The organism is Mycobacterium bohemicum DSM 44277, from assembly GCF_001053185.1.
Lineage (GTDB): Bacteria > Actinomycetota > Actinomycetes > Mycobacteriales > Mycobacteriaceae > Mycobacterium > Mycobacterium bohemicum.
On sequence record NZ_CSTD01000001.1, the window covers coordinates 1,144,688 to 1,168,830 of the forward strand.

The 24,143-nt window shown below is 68.4% G+C and carries 15 protein-coding genes and 2 pseudogenes; 4 read left to right on the forward strand and 13 right to left on the reverse strand.

What is annotated here, in order from left to right:
• Positions 1–306: 306 nt before the first annotated feature.
• The 5 genes and pseudogenes from BN971_RS05435 to BN971_RS05455 form a co-directional block, all read right to left on the reverse strand.
• On the reverse strand, positions 307–1,053 hold the full coding sequence (locus tag BN971_RS05435) for a TetR/AcrR family transcriptional regulator (RefSeq protein ID WP_085180199.1): 747 nt from the start codon (positions 1,051–1,053) through the stop codon (positions 307–309).
• 558 nt (positions 1,054–1,611) lie between these two features.
• Positions 1,612–4,101: a phenylalanine--tRNA ligase subunit beta gene (gene pheT / locus BN971_RS05440; RefSeq protein ID WP_085180198.1), complete on the reverse strand. Its 2,490-nt coding sequence runs from the start codon at positions 4,099–4,101 to the stop codon at positions 1,612–1,614.
• Positions 4,101–5,144 (reverse strand): phenylalanine--tRNA ligase subunit alpha, encoded by a 1,044-nt coding sequence (gene pheS / locus BN971_RS05445; protein WP_085180197.1) that lies wholly within the window; start codon positions 5,142–5,144, stop codon positions 4,101–4,103. The genes pheT and pheS overlap by 1 nt, the downstream gene beginning before the upstream one ends.
• A gap of 126 nt (positions 5,145–5,270) precedes the next feature.
• Positions 5,271–6,089 (reverse strand): rhomboid-like protein, encoded by an 819-nt coding sequence (locus BN971_RS05450; RefSeq protein WP_085180196.1) that lies wholly within the window; start codon positions 6,087–6,089, stop codon positions 5,271–5,273.
• 9 nt (positions 6,090–6,098) lie between these two features.
• Positions 6,099–7,005, reverse strand: a pseudogene (locus tag BN971_RS05455) (adenylate/guanylate cyclase domain-containing protein).
• 275 nt (positions 7,006–7,280) lie between these two features.
• Here BN971_RS05455 and BN971_RS05460 point away from each other — a divergent pair.
• Positions 7,281–8,327 (forward strand): oxygenase MpaB family protein, encoded by a 1,047-nt coding sequence (locus BN971_RS05460; protein WP_085180194.1) that lies wholly within the window; start codon positions 7,281–7,283, stop codon positions 8,325–8,327.
• Between the two features lie 106 nt (positions 8,328–8,433).
• On the opposite strand, the gene BN971_RS05465 is transcribed toward BN971_RS05460, so the two are convergent.
• The 4 genes from BN971_RS05465 to infC all read right to left on the reverse strand — a co-directional run bounded on the left by BN971_RS05465 (position 8,434) and on the right by infC (position 10,495).
• A complete protein-coding gene (locus tag BN971_RS05465) occupies positions 8,434–9,213 on the reverse strand; it encodes a TrmH family RNA methyltransferase (RefSeq protein ID WP_085180193.1) in 780 nt (259 codons plus the stop codon).
• Between the two features lie 10 nt (positions 9,214–9,223).
• Positions 9,224–9,619 (reverse strand): 50S ribosomal protein L20, encoded by a 396-nt coding sequence (rplT, locus tag BN971_RS05470; protein ID WP_085180192.1) that lies wholly within the window; start codon positions 9,617–9,619, stop codon positions 9,224–9,226.
• A 67-nt stretch (positions 9,620–9,686) separates the two neighbouring features.
• A complete protein-coding gene (rpmI, locus tag BN971_RS05475; RefSeq protein ID WP_085180191.1) occupies positions 9,687–9,881 on the reverse strand; it encodes a 50S ribosomal protein L35 in 195 nt (64 codons plus the stop codon).
• A gap of 17 nt (positions 9,882–9,898) precedes the next feature.
• Entirely contained in the window at positions 9,899–10,495 is a 597-nt protein-coding gene (gene infC, locus BN971_RS05480; protein WP_085180205.1) for a translation initiation factor IF-3, read from the reverse strand.
• 438 nt (positions 10,496–10,933) lie between these two features.
• Between infC and lysX the strand changes: the two genes are divergently transcribed.
• Together lysX and BN971_RS05490 are read left to right on the forward strand one after the other, a co-directional pair.
• Positions 10,934–14,260, forward strand: a complete 3,327-nt coding sequence (lysX, locus tag BN971_RS05485; protein WP_211279792.1) for a bifunctional lysylphosphatidylglycerol synthetase/lysine--tRNA ligase LysX — start codon at positions 10,934–10,936, stop codon at positions 14,258–14,260.
• A 66-nt stretch (positions 14,261–14,326) separates the two neighbouring features.
• Positions 14,327–15,790 (forward strand): annotated as a pseudogene (locus BN971_RS05490) (alpha/beta hydrolase); the annotation flags it as partial.
• A gap of 27 nt (positions 15,791–15,817) precedes the next feature.
• Here the strand turns inward: BN971_RS05490 and BN971_RS05495 are convergent.
• The 3 genes from BN971_RS05495 to BN971_RS05505 are packed head-to-tail and all read right to left on the reverse strand — an operon-like array spanning position 15,818 to position 20,551.
• A complete protein-coding gene (locus tag BN971_RS05495) occupies positions 15,818–17,683 on the reverse strand; it encodes a bifunctional diguanylate cyclase/phosphodiesterase (RefSeq protein WP_211279791.1) in 1,866 nt (621 codons plus the stop codon).
• Between the two features lie 7 nt (positions 17,684–17,690).
• The gene (locus BN971_RS05500) at positions 17,691–19,802 is read right to left on the reverse strand and encodes an Rv1355c family protein (protein WP_085180187.1); all 2,112 of its coding nucleotides are present in this window, start codon (positions 19,800–19,802) and stop codon (positions 17,691–17,693) included.
• 32 nt (positions 19,803–19,834) lie between these two features.
• The gene (locus BN971_RS05505) at positions 19,835–20,551 is read right to left on the reverse strand and encodes a hypothetical protein (protein ID WP_085180204.1); all 717 of its coding nucleotides are present in this window, start codon (positions 20,549–20,551) and stop codon (positions 19,835–19,837) included.
• Positions 20,552–20,847: 296 nt separating this feature from the next.
• Here BN971_RS05505 and BN971_RS05510 point away from each other — a divergent pair, with 296 nt between their 5' ends.
• Complete coding sequence (locus BN971_RS05510; protein ID WP_085180186.1) at positions 20,848–21,081, forward strand: hypothetical protein; 234 nt, start codon at positions 20,848–20,850, stop codon at positions 21,079–21,081.
• 12 nt (positions 21,082–21,093) lie between these two features.
• Here BN971_RS05510 and uvrA read toward each other — a convergent pair whose 3' ends face one another.
• Positions 21,094–24,018 (reverse strand): excinuclease ABC subunit UvrA, encoded by a 2,925-nt coding sequence (uvrA, locus tag BN971_RS05515; protein WP_085180185.1) that lies wholly within the window; start codon positions 24,016–24,018, stop codon positions 21,094–21,096.
• Positions 24,019–24,143: the final 125 nt, after the last annotated feature.

The window sequence follows — 24,143 nt, forward strand, 5'->3', positions numbered from 1 at the left end:
AAGGGCCTCGCGCACGAACGTGCGCGAGGCCCCCCCTCGACTCTCACTACTGCCGGTTACCGACCGGAAACTGACCCCGCGGTAACCAAGACAGACGTGAGTTTAATAAGCGGAGTGCTTTTGTCAATATGACAATGAGCGTTTCACAGGATTCATTACGGTTGGAACGGCTTTAGGCGTGGCCGGACCAAACTCGCGGTTCAAGGCCTCAGCGTGGAGTTCGCACCGGCCTTGCGCCCCTCGCTCAAAAGCGGTTGAGCGACGAGCGCCGGCCAATACCGGCGTCCTTCCCCTCAATAGCCGCGCCTAGCGGTCCGTCTGCGATTTGATCTGACGGAGAGTGTCGCTGCGCCTGCGTTGGACTTTGGCGACAATGTCGTCGGCGGTGGCTTTCCACACGAAGGCCCAGGCGTCGCGGTTCCGATGCTCGCGTCCAGTGGTCATCGCCGGGGTGAGTTCGTTCGGCCGGGCATGAGGCGTGCTGGGGTACTCAAGAGCGCAGTCGAATGCGCGTAGGCACATCTTGGTGAGGTCGGCCCGCGTGATCTTCTGCGACTGAATCCATATGACGCAGGCGGCCCGAACGAACGCCAACCAGGCCTCGACCGCGATCTCGGTGACATCACGCGCACGTCCCTCCGCGACGAGTTTGTCGATCAGCCGTTGTCCGACGACGTTGAGCTCTTCGGTGATGATCGCCTGGATCGCCGGGTCATCCGAGAGCGCGCCGCGGTTGATCGCGATGGCTTCGAAGGGATGATCGGCAAAATATTGGATGTAGGCCTTGAGTCCGCTGTCAAGCTGTGCTGCCAGCGGTAGCTGCGGATCAGGGTGGGCGCGTGCCAGGGTGCGTTTACTCGCGCGCGTGAATATCGCGACGTATAAGTCGCGCTTGCTCGCAAAGTGGTGATAGAGCAACGATCTCGACACCCCCGCGACCGCGGCGATTTCCTCCATCCAGACATCTTCATACGGCTTTTTAGCGAACATCGCGGCAGCCGTGTCGAGCAGTTGTTCGCGTCGCTGCTGGGGCTCCAGCCGCCGGCGTGTCATACGACGCTCTCCGCCAGATCGAATCGCAGACGGACCACTAGGAGGCGATGTCGTGTGCCAGCTGAGGTCCGAAGCTCAGCAGGCCGGGGATGATCCCGCCGATACCGGTGCCATACGGCGGCTGGAACGGGAATCCGCCAAGAACCAGCTGCGACATGTCCACCCTCTCCTCGGGCCACCACATGATGACCGATGGTCACTCAATTCGACACAAGGTCGGATAAGACCCCGCGCACGAACGTGCCCGAGGCCCTCCCGACGCCCACTGCAGGTGGTTACCGGGCGGTAAACTTACTGGTCGGTAACCAAGACAGACGTGAGTCTAATAAGCGGTGCGCTTTTGTCAATATGACAATTAGGGTTTTCACTTCACACCGGCAATGCCCCGACCAAGGGGCATCACTACATGGCCGTATTCGCACCAATTCCTCACCAACCAACCGGGGTAGGTCCAGGCGCGATGGGATTCCAAACCGCCGCGGTAGCCGGCGAAGACCATCGGTCAAACGGCGTAGAAACCCCCGCGGGGGGCGTAGATCGTGTCGCGGAGGCTGGGCGTTAAGCGCGCAGCTCCGCCCCGACGTCCTCGGCGGCGCGTCGCACCGCGGCATCGCGGGCCGCGCTCGCGTCGTCCTCGGTCAGCGTGCGGTCGGGCGCACGGAAGCGCAGGGCGAACGTCAGCGACTTGCGGTCCGCACCGATCTGCGGGCCGGTGAACACGTCGAACAACTGCAGGTCTTCGAGCAGTTCACCCGCGCCCTCCCGCACGGCGTCGGCCACCGCCTGGGCGGGCACGTGCGCGGCCACCACGAGGCTGACGTCCTGGAAGACGGCCGGAAACGGCGACACCCTGGGCGCCGGCAGGGCGTCGGCGATCGGGATCGCATCGAGGTTCAGCTCCATCGCGCAGGTCCCCCTCGGCAGGCCCGAACGCTCGATGACGGCCGGATGCAGCTGGCCGGCGTGACCGACGCAGGTCTGTCCCACCAGCACCTCGGCGCACCGGCCCGGATGCCAGGGCAGCTGTTGGGCCGCGCGCAGACGAACGTCAATCCCGCTGGCGCGCGCCACGATTCGCACCGCCTCGAACGCGTCGGCGGCGTCGGCCCGACGGCCGGGACCCCAGGGGCCCCGGGGTTCGCGCAGTCCGGTCAGCACCGCGGCGACGTGCTGCGGTTGCCGCGGCAGGGACGCGTCCAGCGTCGCGATCTCAGTCTCGGTCGGCCGGCGGTGGACCGGAATGAGTTCGACAGCGCGGGTCTGCTCGGTGGGCTGAACCACCTGCGCCAGCGCGAACAGCGCGACGTCGACGAGCCCTCGGGAAACGTTGCGGCCCAACGCTTCCAGCAGTGCCGGCAGCAGCGTGGTCGCCAGCGCCGGACGGTCGGCTTCCAGCGGGTTGAGCACGTGCGTCGCCGCGCGCCGCGGGTCGTCGGCCGGCAGGCCCCAGAGGTCGAAGACGCCGGCCGGTAGGAACGGCGTCGGCAGGATCTCGACGTACCCGGACTGCGCCAGCGACTCGCCGATGGCGCGCCGACGCTTTTGCAGCGCCGTGAGTCCGCGGCCCGCGGGGGCCGCCGGCAACACCGACGGGATGGCCTCCAGCCCCTCCAGCCGCATGACCTCTTCGACGAGGTCCGCGGGCTGCAGCAGATCGGGCCGCCAGCTCGGGGGTGTCACGGTCAGGGTGTTGTTGCCCTCGTCCGCCACCGCCGCGCCGATCTGCGTGAGACGTCGGGCGGTCGTGCCCGGGGGGTAAGCGAGCCCGGCGAACCGGTCGGGCAGGTCGGCGGCGATCCGGATCGGCGGGAGGGACCAGTCGTCGCGTGGCGGCTCGCCGCGCCAGTCCGTCAGCGTCGGCGAGACCTCTCCCCCGGCGATCTCGGCGAGCAGCCCGGCACAGCGGTCCAGCGCGGCGACTGAAATGGCCGGGTCCACCGCGCGCTCGTAGCGGCGGGCGGCCTCGCTGGGCAGGTGCAGCCTCCGCTGGGTGCGCGACACCCCGGCGGGGTGCCACACCGCGGCCTCCAGCAGTACGTCGGTGGAATCATCGCGCACCTCAGTGGTGGCCGCGCCCATCACGCCGCCGATCGCGGCGGTCCCCGTGTCGTCGACGATGAGCACGTCGGCCGGATCGAGCCGACGCTCGATGTCGTCCAAGGTGACGACGGTTTCGCCGGGCCGCGCGAACCGCACGCGGAGGCCCCCGGTGATGCGGTTGCGGTCGTGCGCATGCATGGGGTGGCCGAGCTCGAGCATCACGTAGTTAGTGACGTCCACCGCCGGCGACGTCGCGCGGATGCCGGCCAGCAACAGCCGGCGCTGCAGCCACCACGGCGACACGGCGCCCGGGTCGATCCCGGTGACCGGCCGCAGCGCGAAGCGGCGCACGCCCGTCTCCGCGTCCACAGTCAGGGGCCAGGCCTCCCCCTCGACCGGCAACGGCTTGACGTCCGCCGGGTCGACGAAGTTCAAGTCGTAGGCGCAGGCGATCTCCCGGGCCAGGCCGCGCACGGACATGCAGTAGCCGCGGTCGGGGGTGATCGCGAGGTGGAGAACCACGTCGTCGAGCCCCAGCACCCCGGCCGCCTCGGCGCCCGGTGCGGCGGTGTCGGGCGGCAGCACCAGGATCCCGGAATGCTCTGCGCCCAAACCGAGTTCGGCCGCCGAGCAGATCATCCCGTCCGAGGTGCGACCGTAACTCTTGCGGGCGGCGATGGCGAAGCCGCCGGGCAGCGTGGTGCCCGGCAGCGCCACCACAACCAGGTCGCCGGCCGCGAAGTTGGTTGCCCCACAGACGATCTCGCGTGGCTTATCCTCGCCGACATCCACCAGGCAGGCTCGGATCGGCTTCTTGAATTCCGTCAGCTCTTCGATCGAGGTGACGCGCCCGACCGTCAGCGGTCCGTCGACCGGGCCCAGGGTGACGACCTCTTCGACCTCGTGGCCGATGCGCACCAGCGTCTGCTCGAGGTCGCCGGGGGACGCGTCCCAGCCCGGGGCGCCGGCCGTGACGACCTCGCGCAGCCAGCTGTAGGGAACGCGCATCAGGCACCCACCCCGAACGGCAAGGAGAACCGGACGTCGCCCTCGACCATGTCGCGCATGTCCGGGATCCCGTTGCGGAACTGCAGCGTGCGTTCCAGGCCCATGCCGAACGCGAAGCCCGAGTAGACGTCCGGGTCGATTCCCGCGGCGCGCAACACGTTGGGATGCACCATGCCGCAGCCGCCCCACTCCACCCAGTCGGCGCCGCCCTTCTTGTTGGCAAACCAGACGTCGACCTCGGCGGAGGGTTCGGTGAACGGGAAGAAGTGCGGCCGGATCCGGGTGCGCGCGCTGGGCCCGAACTCGGCGCGCGCGAACGCGTCCAGCGTTCCGCGCAGGTGCGCCATCGACAGGCCGCGGTCCACCGCCAGGCCCTCGACCTGGTGGAAGACCGGCGTGTGGGTGGCGTCGAGCTCGTCGGTGCGGAACGTGCGGCCGATGGAGATGATGTAGACCGGCAGCTCCCGCTCGAGCAGGGTGCGCACCTGCACCGGCGAGGTGTGGGTGCGCAGCAGCTGGCGGGAGTCCTCGGGCGCGATGTAGAAGGTGTCCTGCTCGCTGCGGGCGGGGTGGTCGGCGGGGAAGTTGAGGGCGTCGAAGTTGAACTGTTCGGTTTCGACCTCGGGCCCCTCGGCCAGCTCCCATCCCATCGCGATGAAGGTATCGGCGATGTGCTCGGCCAGTATCGTGATCGGGTGCCGCGCGCCGGGCGGCTGCCGGGTCGACGGCAGCGTGACGTCGATGCCCTCGGCGACCAGGACCGCGGCGTCGCGCTCGGCGCGCAGCGTCGCCAGCCGTTCGTCGTAGCTGGTCTGGGCCTCGGCGCGCGCGACGTTGACGCGTTTGCCGGCATCGGCGCGCTCATCCTTGGGGACGCTGCCCAGCGCCTGCCGCGCCAACGCCAGCGGCGAGCGGTCACCGAGGTGCTCGGTCTTGACCCGTGCCAGCGCGTCCAGATCGCCGGCGGCCGCCATGGCCTGCCGGGCGGCGGTGACCGCCTTGGCCAAGGCTTCCGGCGACAGGTCGACGGGTTGATCGCCCACGCGGCGGCACTCTCCTTGCTAACGAGGCTGTTCCGAACGGCTGGATGCGCCCAGCGCAAGTGCTGATCATAGGCGATTCGGTGCACGGCGCCGGGCGCGTGCTGCGCGGGGCGGCCGGACGAGTGGCTAGCCGGCCACGACCGGCTGCGGAGCGGCCGGCGCGTCATCCACCATCGGCAAAACCGGCAGGGCGCCGCGTCCGGTGACGAATTGAAAGATCTTGTGGGCCGCCAGGGCGCCGAGCACACCGAACACCGGCGCGGCCGCCATGGTGCCCCAGTGGTGCGCCAACATCAGGAAGCCGAATCCCGAGGACGCGGCCAGCATCAGGGTGCGCAGGGGTGTCCAGTGGATCGGCTGCCGGAACCGGGAGGACACCAGCACGCCCAGGATGACGGCGACGGTGTGGCCCGCGTCGGTGAAGTCGCTGCCGATGATCGCCGCAGCAATGCCCGCGGCGACCCACCATCCGACCCAGGCCGCCCGCCAGCGCTGGGGAATCGCGGCCGTCATCGCGCCGAGCACCGCCAGGGCGCCGTAGCTCATCCCGACGTCGCTGGCCCGGGTGATCGACATCGGCAGCCAGCCGAACTCGACCGCCGCGGCGAGGGCCGCGGCCACCACCAGCGTCGCGCCGATGTGGCCGACGACGAACGCCACCATCAGCCGGATGGTGCGCAGATGCAGCTCCGCCAGGGCGAGCAGGCAGGTCAGGAAGGGCAACCAGAAATAGAGGGGACCGGCGTCGACCACCAGCGCGCTGCCCAGCAGCGTGCCCAGGTGGCCGTGCGCCAGGTTGTGCAGGTTGGTGCTCGCGCGCTGGACGATCACGTCGTGCGCGTGCGGACCGAGCGCGAGGATGACGCAGCTGATGGTGAGGAGCGCGACCGCGTACCCCACCGTGAACCGGATCCGGGCAAGCCGGGAGAAGATGCCCCCAATCATTGGTACCAATTATGGCTGCGAATTTGTTTCGGCTGTGTCATCGGTGGCTGTTAACTCCTTAAGAGTCTTGAGGCGGTAGATCGCGAGGTCCGCGGGGATGCCGGCGCTCTTGTGGGCGAACACCGGCTTGCGCACCCGTTTGGCCGCGATGCCCAACGCGTCCAGTTCGCTCTGCGGTATCAGGTCTAACGTCGAGCTCGAGACCATGATTCCGCCCTTGGTGGCCCGTTCCATCACGCGGGCGGCGATGTTGACGTCCACGCCGAGCCAGTCGGCGGCCAACCGCTGCGGTCGGCCCGTGTGAATCCCGACGCGCATGCGGGGCGTGTAGCCGTCGACCTGCACCGTTCGCAGCGCCTCTTTGGCCTCCAGCACGGCCCGCACGGCCACCAGGGGGTCGCGGAACACGGCCATCAGTCCGTCGCCCATCCGTTTGACGATGTGGCCCCCGGCGTCGAGCAGCGGCGGCTCGACCGCGCGCGCCACCTGGCGCAGCAGGCTGAGCGCGGCCGCGTCACCGGCCTGCAGCGACCAGGTCGAGAACCCGACCAGGTCGGTGAAGACGAGGGTGACCTCCGGGTTGGCGGGGCGCCGGGAGACGGCCTCGGTCAGCGCCTGCCACATCTGCAACACGCCGAGGCTCACTTCGCGCGACACCGCGTCGCGATCGCCGAGCAACCGGTCGGCGGCTCGCTTCGCCCGCGGTGGACAGCGGGTCCCCGAACTCCGGATCGCCCGGCAGGAGCCGGCGCGCGCGCCGGATGAAGGCCACCGCCCCGGGGCTGCGATTGTGGGTCCTCAGCCATTGCGCCGCGCTGTGCACGGACACCGGGGAGCGGCCGCCCGGCTCGGTTGCCGTCGTCGTCACCGGTTCCTCGGGCTCGCCCAGACCTGGTTGACGACGCGCGAGTTCCACGTCAGCCAGGTTATTTGGTTTCGGAGGCGACAGCCAACGACGGCCCCTGCGTTTGCGTCACAACTCGCGCCCAACCGCTACACGGCCGGGAGGAGCAGACCTCGGACGCGGGCAGGAGGAGGCCTGTCGCCCGGCGCGCCGAACGGGGTATTTGATCACGCGGCTGCGGCACCGGGGTGGAAAAGCGGTAACACCCGCCGTCTCCGGCGCCGATTCCGTAGACAACGCGCGTTGTCAGAGTTTATCGTGAGCGCAGTTAGGCGCAGGAGGCGGAGATGACTGCTATGGCAACGACATCCGCCGATCCGCTGGGGCCCGACTCACTCACCTGGAAGTACTTCGGTGATCTGCGCACCGGGATGATGGGGGTGTGGATCGGCGCGATCCAGAACATGTACCCGGAGCTGGGCGCCGGCGTCGAGCAGCATTCCATCCTGCTACGCGAGCCGCTGCAACGGGTGGCCCGGTCGGTCTACCCGATCATGGGCGTCGTCTACGACGGTGATCGGGCGGCCCAGACCGGCCACCAGATCAAGAGCTATCACCACACGATCAAGGGCGTCGACGCCACGGGGCGCCGCTATCACGCGCTGAACCCGGAGACCTTCTACTGGGCCCATGCCACGTTCTTCATGCTCATCATCAAGGTCGCGGAGTATTTCTGCGGCGGGCTGACCGAGGCCGAGAAGAGGCAGCTGTTCGACGAGCACGTCCGGTGGTACCGGATGTACGGCATGAGCATGCGGCCGGTGCCCGAGACGTGGGAGGAGTTCCAGGCCTACTGGGACCGGGTCTGCCGCGAGGAGCTGGAGATCAACCAGGCCACCCTCGACATCTTCCAGATGCGCATTCCCAAGCCGAAATATCTCCCGATGCCCACGCCAATGTGGGACCAGCTGTTCAAGCCGTTGGTGGCCGGCCAGCGCTGGATCGCCGCGGGCCTGTTCGAGCCGGCGGTCCGGGAGAAGGCGGGCATGCACTGGACGCCGGGCGACGAGATCCTGTTGCGGCTTTTCGGCAAGGCGGTCGAGCTGGCCTTTTTGGCGGTTCCCGACGAAATCCGGCTGCATCCGCGTGCCCTGGCCGCCTACCGGCGCGCCGAAGGCCGGCTGCCCCAGAACGCGCCGCTGGTCGAGGCGCCGGCGTTCGTCGCGCCGCCGCGCGACCGCCGCGGCCTGCCGATGCACTACTTTCCGCCCCGCCCCAAGTTCGCCCTGGACCCCGCGAAGGTGCTGGTGGAACGCGCGGGCTCGTTGATGCACACCACGCTGTCGCTGGCCGGCCTGCGCCCGGCGCGGGGCCGGGTCAAGGGGGCCGCCTGACGTCAGCCGCCGATCGAGTCTGCGCTGACGGTGCGATTCCTGGCCTTCGGGCGACCGGGGGCGCAGGGTCGGCGCCCTGACCGCAGACTCGGTGACCGCGGCCCGCTCAGCGGAGGCAGCCCAACGCCTGGGCGCTCTGGTACAGGCAGATCGCCGCGGCGGCGGCGACGTTCAGGCTCTCGGCGCCGCCGGCCATCGGGATGCGCACACGGTGGTCGGCCTGGGCCGCCAGCGCGGCCGGCAAGCCGTGCGCCTCGGGTCCGAACAGCCACGCCGTCGGTGCGCGGAGGCCGACCTGGTCCAGCCGCGACTCCCCGTCCACCGTCGTCGCCAGCACCCGCAACCCGGCGGACCGCACCGTCGCGATGGCGGCCGCGGCGTCGGGCTCGGAAACGACGGGCATCGAGAAGATGCTGCCAGTCGAGGCGCGCAGACACTTGCCGTTGTACGGGTCGACGCTGTGCCCGGCCAGGATCACCGCGCCCGCCCCCATGGCGTCGGCGATGCGGATCAGCGTGCCCGCATTGCCCGGCTCGCTGATCTCGACGGCGACCGCGACCAGCCGCGGCGAGCCGGCCAGGGCTTCCTCCAGCCGGGTCGCGGGCATCTCGCAGACCGCCACCAGCCCGGCGGGGGTCACCGTGTCGGACAGCGCTTTTGCCGCTCGCTCGGTCACCAGGTGGACCGGATACGGCTGCTCGCCGAGCAGCGGCGCGTGGCGTTGCGCGGCGGCCTCGGTGACGAACACCTCCCGGACCAAACCGCGGGCCGACGCGGCCTCGACCAGGTTGGGGCCCTCGGCGAGGAATCGCTGTGCCCGCGACCGGCCGACGTGACGATGCAGTTTGGCAGCCGCCGCCACCGTGGCCGAGCGTTCGGTGAGCACGGGAGTGCGGCTAGGCGGCTTCTCCGGAATCCGACGGCGCGTTGACGTCGTCGGGCAGTGCCGCCCGCGCGATGTCGACCAGCGCTGTGAAGGCCGCCGCGTCCGTGACCGCGATGTCGGCGAGGTTCTTGCGGTCCACCTCGACGCCCGCGGCCTTGAGGCCCTGGATCAGCCGGTTGTAGGTGATGTCGTTGGCCCGGGCGGCGGCGTTGATGCGCGAAATCCACAACTTGCGGAACTCGCCCTTGCGCGCACGGCGGTCACGGAAGGCGTAGTTCAGCGAATGGAGCTGCTGCTCTTTGGCCTTGCGGTAGAGCCGGGACCGCTGGCCGCGATAGCCCTTCGAGGCCTTGAGGATGCTGCGCCTCTTCTTGTGGGCGTTGACCGCCCGCTTCACGCGTGCCATGGATGTTCCTACTCTCGTTCAGGCAGTGAATGTTTCTACAGGTCTGATGCCGGGTGTCCGGGCGGTGTCAGCCGTTCAGCAATTTCTTGACACGTTTGGTGTCGTTGGCCGAAACGGTCGTGCGACCGGCCAGCCGACGGGTCCGCGTGGTCGGCTTGTGCTCCAAAAGGTGCCGACGGTTGGCCTTCTCGCGAAGGACTTTGCCGGTCCCGGTGCGCCGGAACCGCTTTGACGACCCGCTGTGGGTCTTGGCCTTGGGCATAGCTCCCCTACTCCTGGTCAGTTCGGTGAAGGCTGGCTGTCGCCGGCCTCGTCGGCCTCGGTCTCCGGTGCTTCCGGATGCCGGGCCCTGGCACGGGTTTTCGCGCCGCGATGCGGTGCCAGCACCATCGTCATGTTGCGGCCGTCCTGTTTGGCGGACGTCTCGACGAATCCGTAGTCGGCGACGTCGGTGCCGAGGCGCTGCAGCAGTCGGTAGCCCAGCTCGGGCCGGGACTGCTCGCGGCCGCGGAACATGATGGTCACCTTGACCTTCGACCCCGCCTCGAGGAAGCGGATGACGTGACCCTTCTTGGTCTCGTAGTCGTGGTCGTCGATCTTGGGTCGCAGCTTCTGTTCCTTGACGACGGTCTGCTGCTGGTTCTTGCGCGATTCGCGCGCCTTTTGCGCCGTCTCGTATTTGAACTTGCCGTAGTCCATGATCTTGCAGACCGGTGGTCTGGCGTTCGGGGCTACTTCGACGAGGTCGAGATCGGCGTCCGCGGCAACGCGCAGCGCGTCTTCGATGCGCACGATGCCCACCTGCTCCCCCCCTGGACCAATCAATCGGACTTCAGGTACGCGGATGCGCTCGTTGACGCGGGTCTCAGTGCTGATGGGGCCTCCCTTGTTGGGCGTGTGTGTCGTCCTGCATTCGCTACCGGTGCCCGGCCCGCCCGGGCTCAGTCGGTGGCAACACACACCATCAGCAGAAAGGCCCTGCATCAGCAGGGCCCATTGCCGACCGATCACGGCCTGAGAAATACTCAAGCCGCCCGCGTTAGCCGCGGAACAGGCGTGCTCGACGCCCGTGACCGGACCGTTTCGCCTTGTCGTGGCTAGCGGTGGGAGTGGGACTCCACTTACTGTTCCTGGCTTTCGCCGGGATGGTCGCGGACAACAGTTTAGCAGCCTCCAACCGTCTTTCCGCACTTCGGCGGCGCGGGGTCCGGCCCGGCGGGGCGGAGCCCGCCGCGGTGGCATGACGAACCACACGCCCCGACTCCGCGGCCATCGTCAGGACTTTCCGAGACTGAGGGCATATCCTCGCGGTCTGTGACACTCGCTACTCCTCGTTCGGGCAGCCGGTCGCATTCCCGGTTCGGCTGGGTACCGGCGGCGGCCGGGTGGACGGTGGGCGTCATCGCCACGCTGTCCCTGGTGGCCAGCGTGTCACCGCTGATCCGGTGGCTGATCAAGGTGCCGCGCGAATTCATCAACGACTACCTGTTCAACTTCCCGGACACCAGCATCGCGTGGTCGTTTGTGCTCGCGCTGCTGGCCGCGGCGCTCACCGCGCGCAAGCGCATCGCCTGGGTGCTGTTGCTCGGCAACATGATCCTGGCCGCGGTGTGGAATGCCGCCGACATCGCCGCCGGCGACAACACCGCCCAGGAGGTCTTCGGGGAGAACCTGGGGTTCGCGGTGCACGTCGTCGCCGTCGTCCTTCTCGTTCTGGCGTATCGCGAGTTCTGGGCGAAGGTCCGAAAAGCGGCCCTGCTCAAGGCGGCGGCGGTGCTGGTCGTCGGCGACGTCATCGGGATTCTGGCGTCGTGGGGGCTGGTCGAGATGTTCCCGGGCACGCTGGCGCCCGACTCCCGCTTCTGGTACGTGGTCAACCGTGTCGTCGGGTTCGCCATCGTCGACCCCGATCAGTTCTCCGGCCGGCCGCACGTCTTTCTCAACGCGATTTTCGGGTTGTTCGGGGCTTTGGCGCTGATCGCGGCGACGATCGTGTTGTTCCAGTCCCAGCGCGCCGACAACGCCCTCACCGGGGAGGACGAGTCCGCGATCCGCGGGCTGCTGGAACTGTTCGGCAAGAACGATTCCCTGGGGTACTTCGCGACGCGCCGCGACAAGTCGGTGGTGTTCGCGCACAGCGGCCGGGCCGCCATCACCTACCGCGTCGAGATCGGCGTCTGCCTGGCCAGCGGCGACCCGGTGGGCGACCCGAGGGCGTGGCCGCAGGCTATCGACGCGTGGCTGGCGCTGTGCCAAAGCTACGGCTGGGCGCCCGGGGTCATGGGCGCCAGTTCGCAGGGAGCTCAGGCCTATCGCGAAGCCGGGCTCAACGCGCTGGAGCTGGGCGACGAGGCGATCCTGCGGACCGCCGACTTCAAGCTGTCCGGCCCGGACATGCGCGGGGTGCGCCAGGCCGTCACCCGGGCCCGCCGGGCCGGGCTCACCGTCCGCATCCGGCGGCACCACGACATCACGCCCGAGGAGATGACCGCGACCATCTCGCGCGCCGACGCCTGGCGCGACACCCAGACCGAGCGCGGGTTTTCCATGGCGCTCGGCCGGCTCGGCGATCCCGCCGACGGGGGCTGCGTGCTCGTCGAAGCCCTGGACCGGGGCGGCGAAGTGGTCGCGATGCTGTCGCTGGTCCCCTGGGGAACCACCGGCGTCTCCCTGGACTTGATGCGCCGTTCCCCGCAATCGCCCAACGGCACGATCGAGCTGATGGTCAGCGAGCTCGCGTTGAACGCCGAAGCCCAAGGCATCACCCGCATTTCGCTGAACTTCGCGATGTTCCGCTCGGCGTTCGAGCAGGGCGCCCAACTCGGTGCCGGACCGGTCGCCCGGTTGTGGCGCGGGTTCCTGCTGTTCTTCTCGCGGTGGTGGCAGCTGGAGACGCTGTACCGCTCGAACATGAAGTACCAACCCGAATGGGTGCCCCGCTACGCCTGCTACGAGGACGCCCGGCTGATCCCGCGGGTGGGGGTCGCGTCGGTCATCGCCGAAGGCTTCCTCGTACTTCCGTTCAGCCGGCGCGAGAAGGTCCACACCGGCCACCATCCCGCCGTTCCGGCCAGACTGGTCGAGTCCGGACTGTTACACCACGACGGGTCGGCGCCCGACGTGAGCGGGCTGCAGCGCCGCGAGGGCGCCGCCGAAGCCGAGGAGTCGTGGGCGCGGCTGCCCGAGCAGGTGCGGGTGCGCCTGGCCAAGCTGAAGATATTGCAGCGTCAGGGCGTTGACGCCTACCCGGTCGGTTCCCCGCCCAGCCACACGATCGCCAGGGCGCTCGACGCCGACGACCAGGAAGCCATCACGGTTTCCGGCCGGATCCTGCGGGTCCGCGACTACGGCGGCGTGCTTTTTGCGCAGCTGCGCGACTGGTCGGGCGAAATGCAAGTGCTGCTTGATAATTCGCGCCTGCAGCGGGGGCGCACCGCCGATTTCACGGCGGCCATCGACCTTGGTGACCTGGTGGAGATGAACGGGCACATGGGTTTCAGCAAGAACGGGACCCGCTCGTTGATCGTCGGCGACTGGCGGATGATCGGTAAGTGCCTGCGGCCCTTGCCGAACAAATGGAACGGGCTCACCGACCCGGAAGCCCGGGTGCGTACCCGCTACGTCGACCTGGCGGTAAATCCCGAGTCGCGTGAGCTGCTCAAGGCCCGCAGCGTGGTGCTGCGGTCGGTTCGGGAAACCCTGTTCACCAAGGGGTTCATCGAAGTCGAAACCCCGATCCTGCAACCGATCCACGGTGGGGCCACCGCGCGGCCGTTCGTCACCCACATCAACACCTACGACATGGACCTCTTCCTGCGCATCGCGCCGGAGCTCTACTTGAAGCGGTTGTGCGTCGGGGGTGTGGAGCGGGTCTTCGAGCTGGGACGCGCGTTCCGCAACGAGGGTGCGGATTTCAGCCACAACCCCGAATTCACCCTGCTGGAGGCCTATCAGGCGCACGCGGACTACAAGGTGTGGATCGACGGCTGCCGCGAGCTCATCCAGAACGCCGCCCAGGCGGCGCACGGCGAGCAGATCGTGTTGCGGCCGCGATCGGCGGGCGACGACTCCCGCCTCGAGCCGGTCGACATCTCCGGCGTGTGGCCGGTGAAGACCGTGCACGAGGCGGTCTCCGAAGCGCTCGGCGAGGCCGTCGACCCCGACACCTCCCTGGCGGCGCTGCGCAAGCTGTCCGACGCCGCGCGCATTCAGTACCGCGCTCAGTGGGACGCCGGCGCGGTGGTGCTGGAGTTGTACGAGCACCTGGTCGAGGAGCGGACCGAGCAGCCGACGTTCTACATCGACTTCCCGACGTCCGTCTCGCCGCTGACCCGACCGCACCGCAGCGTCCGCGGCGTCGCCGAGCGGTGGGACCTGGTGGCGTGGGGCGTCGAGCTCGCCACCGCCTACAGCGAACTGACCGATCCGGTCGAGCAGCGGCGCCGGCTGCAGCAACAATCCCTGCTCGCCGCGGGCGGAGACCCCGAGGCGATGGAACTCGACGAGGACTTCCTGCAGGCCATGGAATACGCGATGCCACCGACCGGCGGTCTCGGGATGGGCCTCGATCGGCTCGTCATGCTCATAACGGGCCGCAGCATCCGCGAGACACTGCCATTCCCGCTGGCCAAACCGCATTAAGCGGGGTTCGTCGCCCGCGAGTCGAACCGGGAGACATTGCCTCAATATGTTCCAACCCGGTTAACGATGGCTCACAATGTACGCGTGACAGCTTCCACGCCCCTCGCCTCGGCACAGTGGCTGGCATCCGCTCACACCTCCCTCATGCACGGCTGGCTGCCGGTCACGATCCAGGTTGTCACCGCCGTCGTCTTGACCCTGGCGGTCGGCTGGCGATCACGGCGCTGGCGAACGCTGGGGGTGCCCGCGGTCGCGCTCGTCGGCGGCTCCGTGGCCTACGCGACGCACTGGTACATCGTCGACCGCGGGCTCTCCGATGATCCCGCGCCGTCCGGGCTCTGGGTGTGGACCGCATTGACCGGCGCGGCGGTCGCGGTGCTGGCGCTCGGCTGGCGCACCGCACGCCCGTGGCGGCGCGCCGCCGCCGCCCTGGCCGTTCCCATGTGCTTGCTGTGCGCGGCGCTGGTGCTCAACCTCTGGGTGGGCTACTTCCCCACCGTGCAGGCCGCCTGGAACCAGCTGACGTCCGGCCCGCTGCCCGATCAGGCCGACCAGGCCACCGTCACCGCGATGGCCGCGAAACGGACCCTCCCACCGCACGGCAGTGTGGTGGCAGTCAAGATCCCCTCGGACGCATCGCATTTCAAGCACCGCGGCGAACTGGTGTACCTGCCGCCCGCATGGTTCACCTGGGGGCACCACCCGCTCGCGGGGGACAGCCCGCCCCCGAAGCTGCCGACGGTGATGATGATCGGCGGGCAGTTCAACACGCCGGCGGACTGGACCCGCGCCGGCAATGCGGTCAAGACGATGGACGACTTCGCCGCCGCACACGCCGGCAACGCGCCGGTGCTGGTGTTCGTCGACTCCGGCGGCGCGTTCAACAACGACACCGAATGCGTCAACGGGTTACGCGGTAATGCCGCCGATCACCTCACCAAAGACGTAGTCCCCTATATGGTTTCGACCTTCGGCGTGAGCCCCGATCGGGCCAATTGGGGGATCGCCGGCTGGTCCATGGGCGGAACCTGCGCGGTGGACCTGACGGTCATGCACCCCGAAATGTTCAGCGCGTTCGTCGACGTGGCCGGAGACTTCTTCCCCAATGCGGGCACCAAGGGACAGACCATTGCCAGGTTGTTCGGCGGAAACGCCGACGCGTGGGCGGCGTTCGACCCCAGCACGGTGATCAGCAGGCACGGCCCCTACCAGGACGTGGCCGGCTGGTTCAGCATCTCCGCCGACGGCCCACCGTCGCCGCGCCACGATTTCGCGATGGGCGACAGCGGTGCCATGCGGTTGGCCGGACGGGAAGCCGCCGCCAACCCCGGCAACCAGACGGCCGCCGCGTATTCCCTCTGCGCGCTCGGCCGCGCCAACGGGATCGACTGTGCGGTGGTCGCCCAGCCCGGCAAGCACGACTGGCCGTTCGCCGACCGGGCCTTCGCGGCCGCGCTCTGCCCGACGAGGCGCCGCCCGCCGCCGTCGGCGGCCGGGTGGTGGTGCCGGCCGAGCACACCATCATCGCCGGCCGGTAGTGGCGTCCGTCGCCGGCCCTCAACGCTTTTCGGGTGGCGATGTCGTCGGTCCGATGACGATGGGAACCGAGCCCCGGGCCAGCGCTTGCTCCACATCGTCGGCCGGGATCGGACGAGAGAACAGGTATCCCTGTGCGCGAGAACAGCCTTCGCGAAGGAGTACCTGTGCCGCCGCCTGGGTCTCGACACCCTCGGCGACGACGACGAGGTCCAGCGCCCCGGCCAGGCCGATGATGGCCCGCACAATGGCGAGGTCGTCAACGCTGGTGTCGATGTCCGACACGAATCCGCGATCGATCTTCACCGTGCCCACCGGCAGCGTCCTGAGCAGGCCCATGCCGCTGTAGCCGGTGCCGAAGTCGTCGACGGCGATGTCGATGCCGAGTTCCCGCAGCCCGTTGAGGGTGGCCCTGGTGTTGACCAGGTCTCGGATGACGACGCTCTCGGTGATCTCCAGACCTATCGACGTGCCGTCGAGGCCGAACTCGTCGAGGGTGCGCTGGACGGTCTTGACCAGATCGTGCGCGACAAGCTGCGCCGGCGAGACGTTGACCCGCAGCATGATGTCGTGCCCGACCCCCCGCGCGCGCCACTGCGCCAACTGGGAACACGCCGCGCGAAGTATCCAGTCGCCGAGTTCGCCTGCGACGTTGATGGATTCGGCTATCGCGACGAAGTCATCGGGCAGGAGCAGCCCACGGGTGGGGTGCTGCCAGCGCGCCAGCGCCTCGACCGCCAGGATCTTTCCCGTCTGCATGTCGATCTCGGGAAGGTAGTAGACGGTCAGGGCGTCGGTTTCGATACCGGCCTGTAGGTGCAGTTCGATGTCGTTGCGCAGCTCTCGGCGCGTGAGCATCTCCGGGGAGAAGACGCCGACCCTGTCCCCCGCAGTCCCCTTGACCGACAGCAGCGCTTCGTCGGCTCGCCGCAGCAGGTCCAGCCCGGTGTCCGTCCCCGGCATCCCGGTCGCGACACCGATGCTGACCGTGCGGTTGAGCACTTCGCCGCCGATGTCCACGTGATCGGTCAACCGGTTGCTCAGCTTTTCGGCGAGCGCGGCCGCGGCGCCGAGTTCGGTGGCGGATCCCGGCACCACGACGAATTTGTCACCGCCGAGACGGGCGATCAGTCCTTGGCCTTCCATCGCTTCGGTCGTCCTGGTGGCGAAGTCCCGGATGAACTGATCGCCGGCGGAGTGACCGAGATAGTCGTTGATCGCCTTGAGCCGGTCGAGGTTGAACAGCAGCACCGCGACCGGACCGGGCTGCCCGCCGGCGAGCCGAGAATCCAGATGCCGCAACAGGCTTCGCCGATTCGGCAGTGAGGTGAGATCGTCATGCCCGGCCTCGTGCCGCAGCCGGTCTTCGACGCTCAGGCGTGTCTGCACCTGCGCGAACATCGTGGCGACCACCGTGAGCGTGTTGAGCTCGTCCTCACTCCATTCCCGGTCGCCGTACTTGATGAAACCCAGCGTTCCCGTCGTGACGCCGTTGGACAGCAAGGGGACCGCTGCGGTCGACACGGCCGGGATGCCCCGGGCCTCCTCGACGGTGCGTTGATAGTCCTCGTTCGAGGATGCGGGCCGCAGCACAAACGGTTCCTTGGCGTGTTCGGCCACCGCGAAGACCTGGTCCGCGTCCGCGTAGTAGATCGTTTGCAGCGGGTCGGGGTCGGGTTTGTCCGGACGCTGCGGCCATTCGGCCACCAGCTCCGTGGCGCGGATGCTGTGGTCGTTGTATCGCAGGTAACTGACGTCCACGCCGAGGATCTCGACGAGATCGGCCAGGATCTGGGTGCTGATTTCGGTGTTCGTACTGGCCGTGGCGCCCATCAGCTTGGTAGCCACGGCGGTGACAATGGCCGGGAGGCCACCGGATTTCTGCATCGTCGCGCTATCTCGGCGCCCACATGGTGGCGCTGAGCGAGCGGCGCCTGGCCGGCACCGAGGGCGGCGGCCCGGCGACGAGCCGCACCAGCAGCGCTTCGCACTCCCCGACGGCGGTTCCGACGATGTCGCGGAACGAGCGCTGCAGTGCCCGCAGTCGGTCGGCGTAAGTGATCGACAGTGCCCGCAAGTCGTCGTCGTCGTGCGCGTACAGAAAGACGGGCGAGACGGGATGCACGCCGAGGCCACTTTGCTCCGCCGCGATCCACAACGCTTCCAAGGCCATGCCCCCGCGGGCGTAGTCGGTCAGCGTGGTCCCTCCCGTGATGATGACGGCCAGCGCCGCGCTGGCACCGGCACGTTGGCGGATCATATCGCCCAGCGCCGCCCCGGCGTCCCAGCGCGCGAGTTCGGCCATGACGTCCGGGCGCCGAACCAGTTGCAGGGCCGCCTGCTCACCGGAGTCGAGTTCCAGGCCGCGCACGTCGATCCCTGTTTCCGGCGAGGGATCGGCCGGCCACCGCAGCTCGGACACCATTTCCGCATGCAGGTGTGGGGTCAGGTAACGGATGCGATCGGTGTCGGCCAGGATGTCCGCGACCTCCGAGATCTCCCGGCGGTCCGTGATGAGTCGCACCCGTGCGCCTTCGGCCGCAGTGACGGACTCCAAATGGGCCGCCACAGCCGGCTGGATGGGCACGGGGTCGCCGCGGTGCCGATTGGTCTGCCGCGCCAGCATCGGCCGGTACAGCGCCGCGAGCCGGGGATCAGAACCCGTGCCCCACGCCATGGTCGCGCGCAACGGAGTGTCGGGGTGGCCGTCCTCGAACGTAACCGGTCCCAGCAGTGCGTGGCCGGCCGCGGCGACGCGCACGTTGAACATCGCCGCTCCCAGCGCTACCGCGCTGGCACGGAATCCGACGTCCATCGTGGACGATTCCTCGGCCGACAGCAGGATCTGGATTGCCCTGTCGTTCACGACGATCCGCCATGGCTGACTGTTGCCGCCGGACGGCGCGCGAACTGCCGCGGCCGCGATGACGTCGGTGACGTGGCGATCCCGGCCCTCGTCCCCCGGCGCGGCCCCGACGCCCTCGGTGCCGGATGAGCCGTCGCCGTCGGCCCTGGGCTGGTCGATGCGGTCGAGGGCGGCCGCGACGTCGATCTTGACGCGCCCTGACCCGAGCGGCTCGCCCAGCCCGATCCGGCGCACCGCTTCGGCGACGGCCGCGGCCCCAACCCAGATGTCGCCGGCCAGTTGCGGCCACCCGTCCAGCGTTCGTCCGACCTCCACCAGCGACGCCGCCCCGCGCGCCGAGAGCCCGCCCGCGTCGAGGAGGCGCAACAGGTAGGGAAGCTTGTCCAGGGTGGACAGCCCCCGCAGCGCCGAGGTGTCGATGTCGCCGAGCAGCCCGTGCATGATGGGCCGCAGGGGCTCGAGGTCGTAGCGCTCGACGTCGAGTTGACCGCGGTCGCTGGTCGCCATGATCACCGGGATACCCCGGTCCCGCGCCGCCTCGCGCAGCAATATCTTCACGTCCAGCGAGTCGGCCTGGTCGACCACTATGTCCAGGCCGTCGAGGAAGCGGTCCAAGACCTCCGCTGTGACGTCGGAGGCGAACACCTCGACCGTGAAATACGGGTCGAGTTCGGCGATTCGCCGCGCCGCGACCGTGGCCTTGTTGGTCCCCAGGTCGAGAACCGTCGCCGGCACCCGGTTCAGATTGGACAGCTCCATGACGTCCCCGTCGGCCAGCCGCAGCGCGCCGCACAGACCTTGCGCCGCAAGGCAATACGCGACCGCGTGACCGGAACTGAGGCCGACGACACCGACGCGCTGACCCGCCAGGCGCTCCTGTTCGGAGGATGTGATCAGGTGCCGGTTGCGGTCGAAACGGGCGGCGCGGAACGCCGGTGGCGCCGAAATTCTGACCACCGTGTTGCGCCAGGGGTAATAAGCCCACCGTCCGTCATCCGTTCCGGGCGGGCCGTGGACCGGCCGATCCCGGAAAACGATGCCCGGGGCGGCCCTCAGCCGGTCCAACAGCTCGCGGTCGGCGGCAACGTCGTCGTCCAGAATGAGTGCGGTGCAGGATTCGTCGTCGTCGCTGTGGTTCATCCCCGGCTTTCGGTCACGCCGGGTGAGTTTACTCAAGCCGAAGCGCGCTGCATTATTTCCGACGTCGCGGCGCACATCAGCCTGAACTGTTCCGGCTCGGCGTTCGTGGCGATGGTGCGCCGATCCCACCACATGACCTTCGTTCGGTAGTTGTCGTCGGGGTAGGCCGCCGCCGGAATCCGCGCGGCCACGACGCCTCCGCCGGATCGCCACTGCTCCAATACATGCGCCGCCGAAGTGGCCATGATGAACTGCACACCGAGCAGGGTCATGATCGGCAGCCCGGTGCGGGCCAGAACCCGGGACAGTGCGCGGCCACCATAACCCTGCGAGTCGGTCCAGGCGCTTTTGACTTCTGCCACGCCGAACGGAATGCGGTTGGCGATCATGTGGCGCAGCGCGTCTCGGCCAGGGTTGCCGTCCCATTCCGCCAAGGCGCAGGACTCCTCGGGGGACTGCAAGGGACCGACCACCCGGGTACCGCCCACCACCCGGCCCTCCGGATCCACCGCCGCGAAGAAGAGTGAGGTGTCGGCGCCATCCCGAATCGCGTCCAGGTTGAGCACCCATTCGAGCCCATGCTCTCGATAACTGCGTGCCGCGCCGTCGAGATACCGATCCCACAGCTCCGGCTCCGACTGTGGGGTCGACACCGCGATCCAGCACCCCGTCGCCTGGTCGAGCCAGCCGGTCCCGCCGTGGAGCCAAGGCCCGTCAAGCACTCTGGCAGCTGTTTGCACCGCTTTCATGTTCATCCCTTCATTTCATCTCTGCGTATTGCGGAGCCATTTCTGGCGCTTGCCGTGCTAATCCGGCAGTGCGCGCACGGTAATTAAACGCGGAAATTAAAGAATTTGCAGCGCTCCGTGCGGTGACTCCCGCCGTCTTATGGTGGACATTTCCCACGTCAACCGCAACTACCAGCCCAGGCGCATTCCCGTACCATCGCGACGATTTACCCGGAATCCACCGATGCGTTCCACGCCAATGCATCGATGTCGAACCACTGCGCGACAGGGAATCCAATCCGAAGTAGCGTTGACGCATGCCCGGCGATCAACCTACACCCGACCCCGGTTATGACAGTGCAGGCTTGCCAACTTTCGAATTCGTCCGCGACAAAATCGAAAGTCGCTACGGCGCGGCGCAGGGCGCGGCGGAACTCGACGCCGAGTCGCCGGAGGGGCGATCCGTGGAAGACCAGTTCGAGGAGCGCGAGCGCGCGGCCGCCGAGCGTCTGGCCCGGATCCGCGAGGAAATGCGGTCCGAGGACAGCTGACCCTCCGCGTGCTCAGACGGTGACTTTCTTGCGACGGCTCGGGCGCCGGGCGTTGGCGGCCGCTCTGTCCACCCGGCCCACCACCTCGGCGAGGAATTTGCCGGTATAGCTTTCCGGCACCGCGGCGATGTCCTCCGGCGTTCCCTCGGCGACGACGGTGCCGCCCTCGGCGCCACCCTCGGGGCCCATGTCGACGATCCAATCCGACGTCTTGATGACGTCGAGGTTGTGCTCGATCACGATGACCGTATTGCCCTTGTCGACAAGGCCGTTGATCACGGTCAGCAGCTTACGGATGTCGTCGAAATGTAGTCCGGTGGTGGGCTCGTCGAGGATGTAAATCGTCCGCCCGGTCGAGCGCTTCTGCAATTCCGCGGCCAGTTTCACCCGCTGCGCCTCACCGCCGGAGAGCGTCGGCGCCGGCTGGCCGAGCCGCACGTAACCGAGGCCGACGTCGACGAGGGTGCGCAGGTAGCGGTGGATGCCGGTGATCGGCTCGAAGAACTCCGCCGCCTCCTCGATCGACATGTCCAGCACTTCGGAGATGGTCTTGCCCTTGTAGTGCACCTCCAGGGTTTCCCGGTTGTAGCGGGCCCCGTGGCACACCTCGCACGGGACGTACACGTCGGGCAGGAAGTTCATCTCGATCTTGATGGTGCCGTCGCCCGTGCACGCCTCGCAGCGACCGCCCTTGACGTTGAACGAGAACCGGCCGGGCTGGTAGCCGCGCACTTTGGCCTCGGTGGTGGCCGCGAACAACGTGCGGATCTTGTCGAACACGCCGGTGTAGGTGGCCGGGTTGGAGCGCGGCGTGCGCCCGATCGGCGACTGGTCCACCCGCACCAGTTTGTCCAGGTGGTCGAGCCCGGTGACCCGTGTGTGCCGGCCCGGGACCTGCCGGGCGCCGTTGAGCCGGTTGGCCAGCACCGCGGCCAGGATGTCGTTGACCAGTGTGGACTTGCCCGAGCCGGACACGCCCGTCACCGAGGTGAGCACGCCGAGCGGGAATGACACGTCGATGCCGCGCAGGTTGTGTTCGCGCGCGCCCACGACGGTGAGTTGACGCCGACGGTCGACGGGGCGGCGAAGCGCGGGGATCTCGATGCTTTCCCGGCCCGACAGGTAGGCGCCGGTGATCGATTGCGGGTTGGCCAGGAGCTCGCGATACGTTCCGCTGTGCACGATGTGGCCGCCGTGCTCGCCGGCCCGCGGACCGATGTCGACGATCCAGTCCGCGTGCGCGATGGTGTCCTCGTCGTGCTCGACGACGATCAGCGTGTTCCCCAAGTCCCGTAAGCGGGTGAGCGTCTCGATGAGGCGGCGGTTGTCGCGCTGGTGCAGGCCGATCGACGGCTCGTCCAGCACGTAAAGCACGCCCACCAGACCCGAGCCGATCTGGGTGGCCAGCCGGATGCGTTGGGCCTCACCGCCGGACAGCGTGGCCGCCGCACGCGACAGGGACAGGTACTCCAGCCCGACATCGAGCAGGAAGCCCAGTCGCGACTGGATTTCCTTGAGCACCTGGCCGGCGATCGCCTGCTCCCGCGGGCCGAGGGTCAGCGCATTGAGGAAGTCCGCGCAGTCCGAGATCGACAGCTCGCAGACCTCGGCGATGGACTTCGTGCCCCGCTCCCCGGCGGCCAGCGTCACCGCCAGGATCTCCGGCTTGAGCCGGGTGCCCTCACAGACCGGGCACGGCACGTCGCGCATGAAGCCCTCGTAGCGCTCCTTCATCTGCTCGGACTCCGTCTGCGCCATCTTGCGCTGCAGAAACGCCAGCACGCCCTCGAAGTCGGCGTAGTACGAGCGGGTGCGGCCATACCGGTTGCGGTAGCGCACGTGGACCTGATGGTCGGAACCTTCGAGAATCGCCTTGCGCGCCTTGGCCGGAAGCTTGCGCCACGGCGTGTCGACGTCGAAGCCCAGCTCCTCACCGAGGCCCGCCATCATGCGGATGAAGTACTCGGCGGTGTGCCCGGTCGACCACGGGGCCACCGCCCCCTCGGCCAGCGTGCGCTCGGGGTCGGGCACCACCAGGTCGGGGTCGACTTCCTTGCGGATGCCCAGGCCGCTGCACTCCGGGCAGGCGCCGTAGGGCGAGTTGAACGAGAACGACCGCGGTTCCAGGTCGTCGACGGCCAGGGCGTGCCCGTTGGGGCAGGCCAGCTTCTCGGAGAACCGTTGCTCGCGGTTGTGCGCGCCGTGTTCGTGGTCCCCATGATCCGGGAATTCGAGCACCACGATGCCGTCGGCAAGGTTGAGCGCGGTCTCCACCGAGTCTGTGAGCCGCTGCTTGGCGCTGGCCTTGACGGTGAGCCGGTCCACCACGACCTCGATGTCGTGCTTTTCCTGCTTCTTCAACTTGGGCGGATCGGCAAGCGAATGGACCACGCCGTCAACCCGCACGCGGCTGTAGCCTTGGGCGTTCAGCTTCTCGAAGAGGTCGGCGAACTCGCCCTTGCGGGTGCGCACCACCGGCGCCAGCACCAGGAACCGGGTGCCCTCCGGCATCGCCAGCACCTGGTCGACGATTTGCTGCGGCGTCTGTCGGGCGATCCGCTCGCCACAGACCGGGCAGTGCGGGGTGCCGGCACGCGCATAGAGCAGACGCAGGTAGTCGTAGACCTCGGTGATGGTCCCCACGGTCGATCGCGGGTTGCGGTTGGTCGACTTCTGGTCGATGGACACCGCCGGGGACAGGCCCTCGATGAAGTCCACGTCCGGCTTGTCCATCTGCCCGAGGAACTGGCGCGCGTAGGCCGACAGCGACTCCACGTAGCGGCGCTGACCCTCGGCGAAGATGGTGTCGAACGCCAACGACGACTTGCCGGACCCCGACAGGCCGGTGAAGACGATCAGCGAGTCGCGGGGCAGGTCGAGGTCGACGCCGCGCAGATTGTGCTCACGGGCGCCCTTGACGATGAGGCGGTCGGCCAACGCTGTACCTCTCAGTGCGATTCGTGCCGCTAGCGCAACGCGGTTCCAGAAACGACAACGGTTACGAGAACAACGGCGGTTCGACGAACAACATTGCGCGCGGCGCACTCCATGCTAGGTGCCCG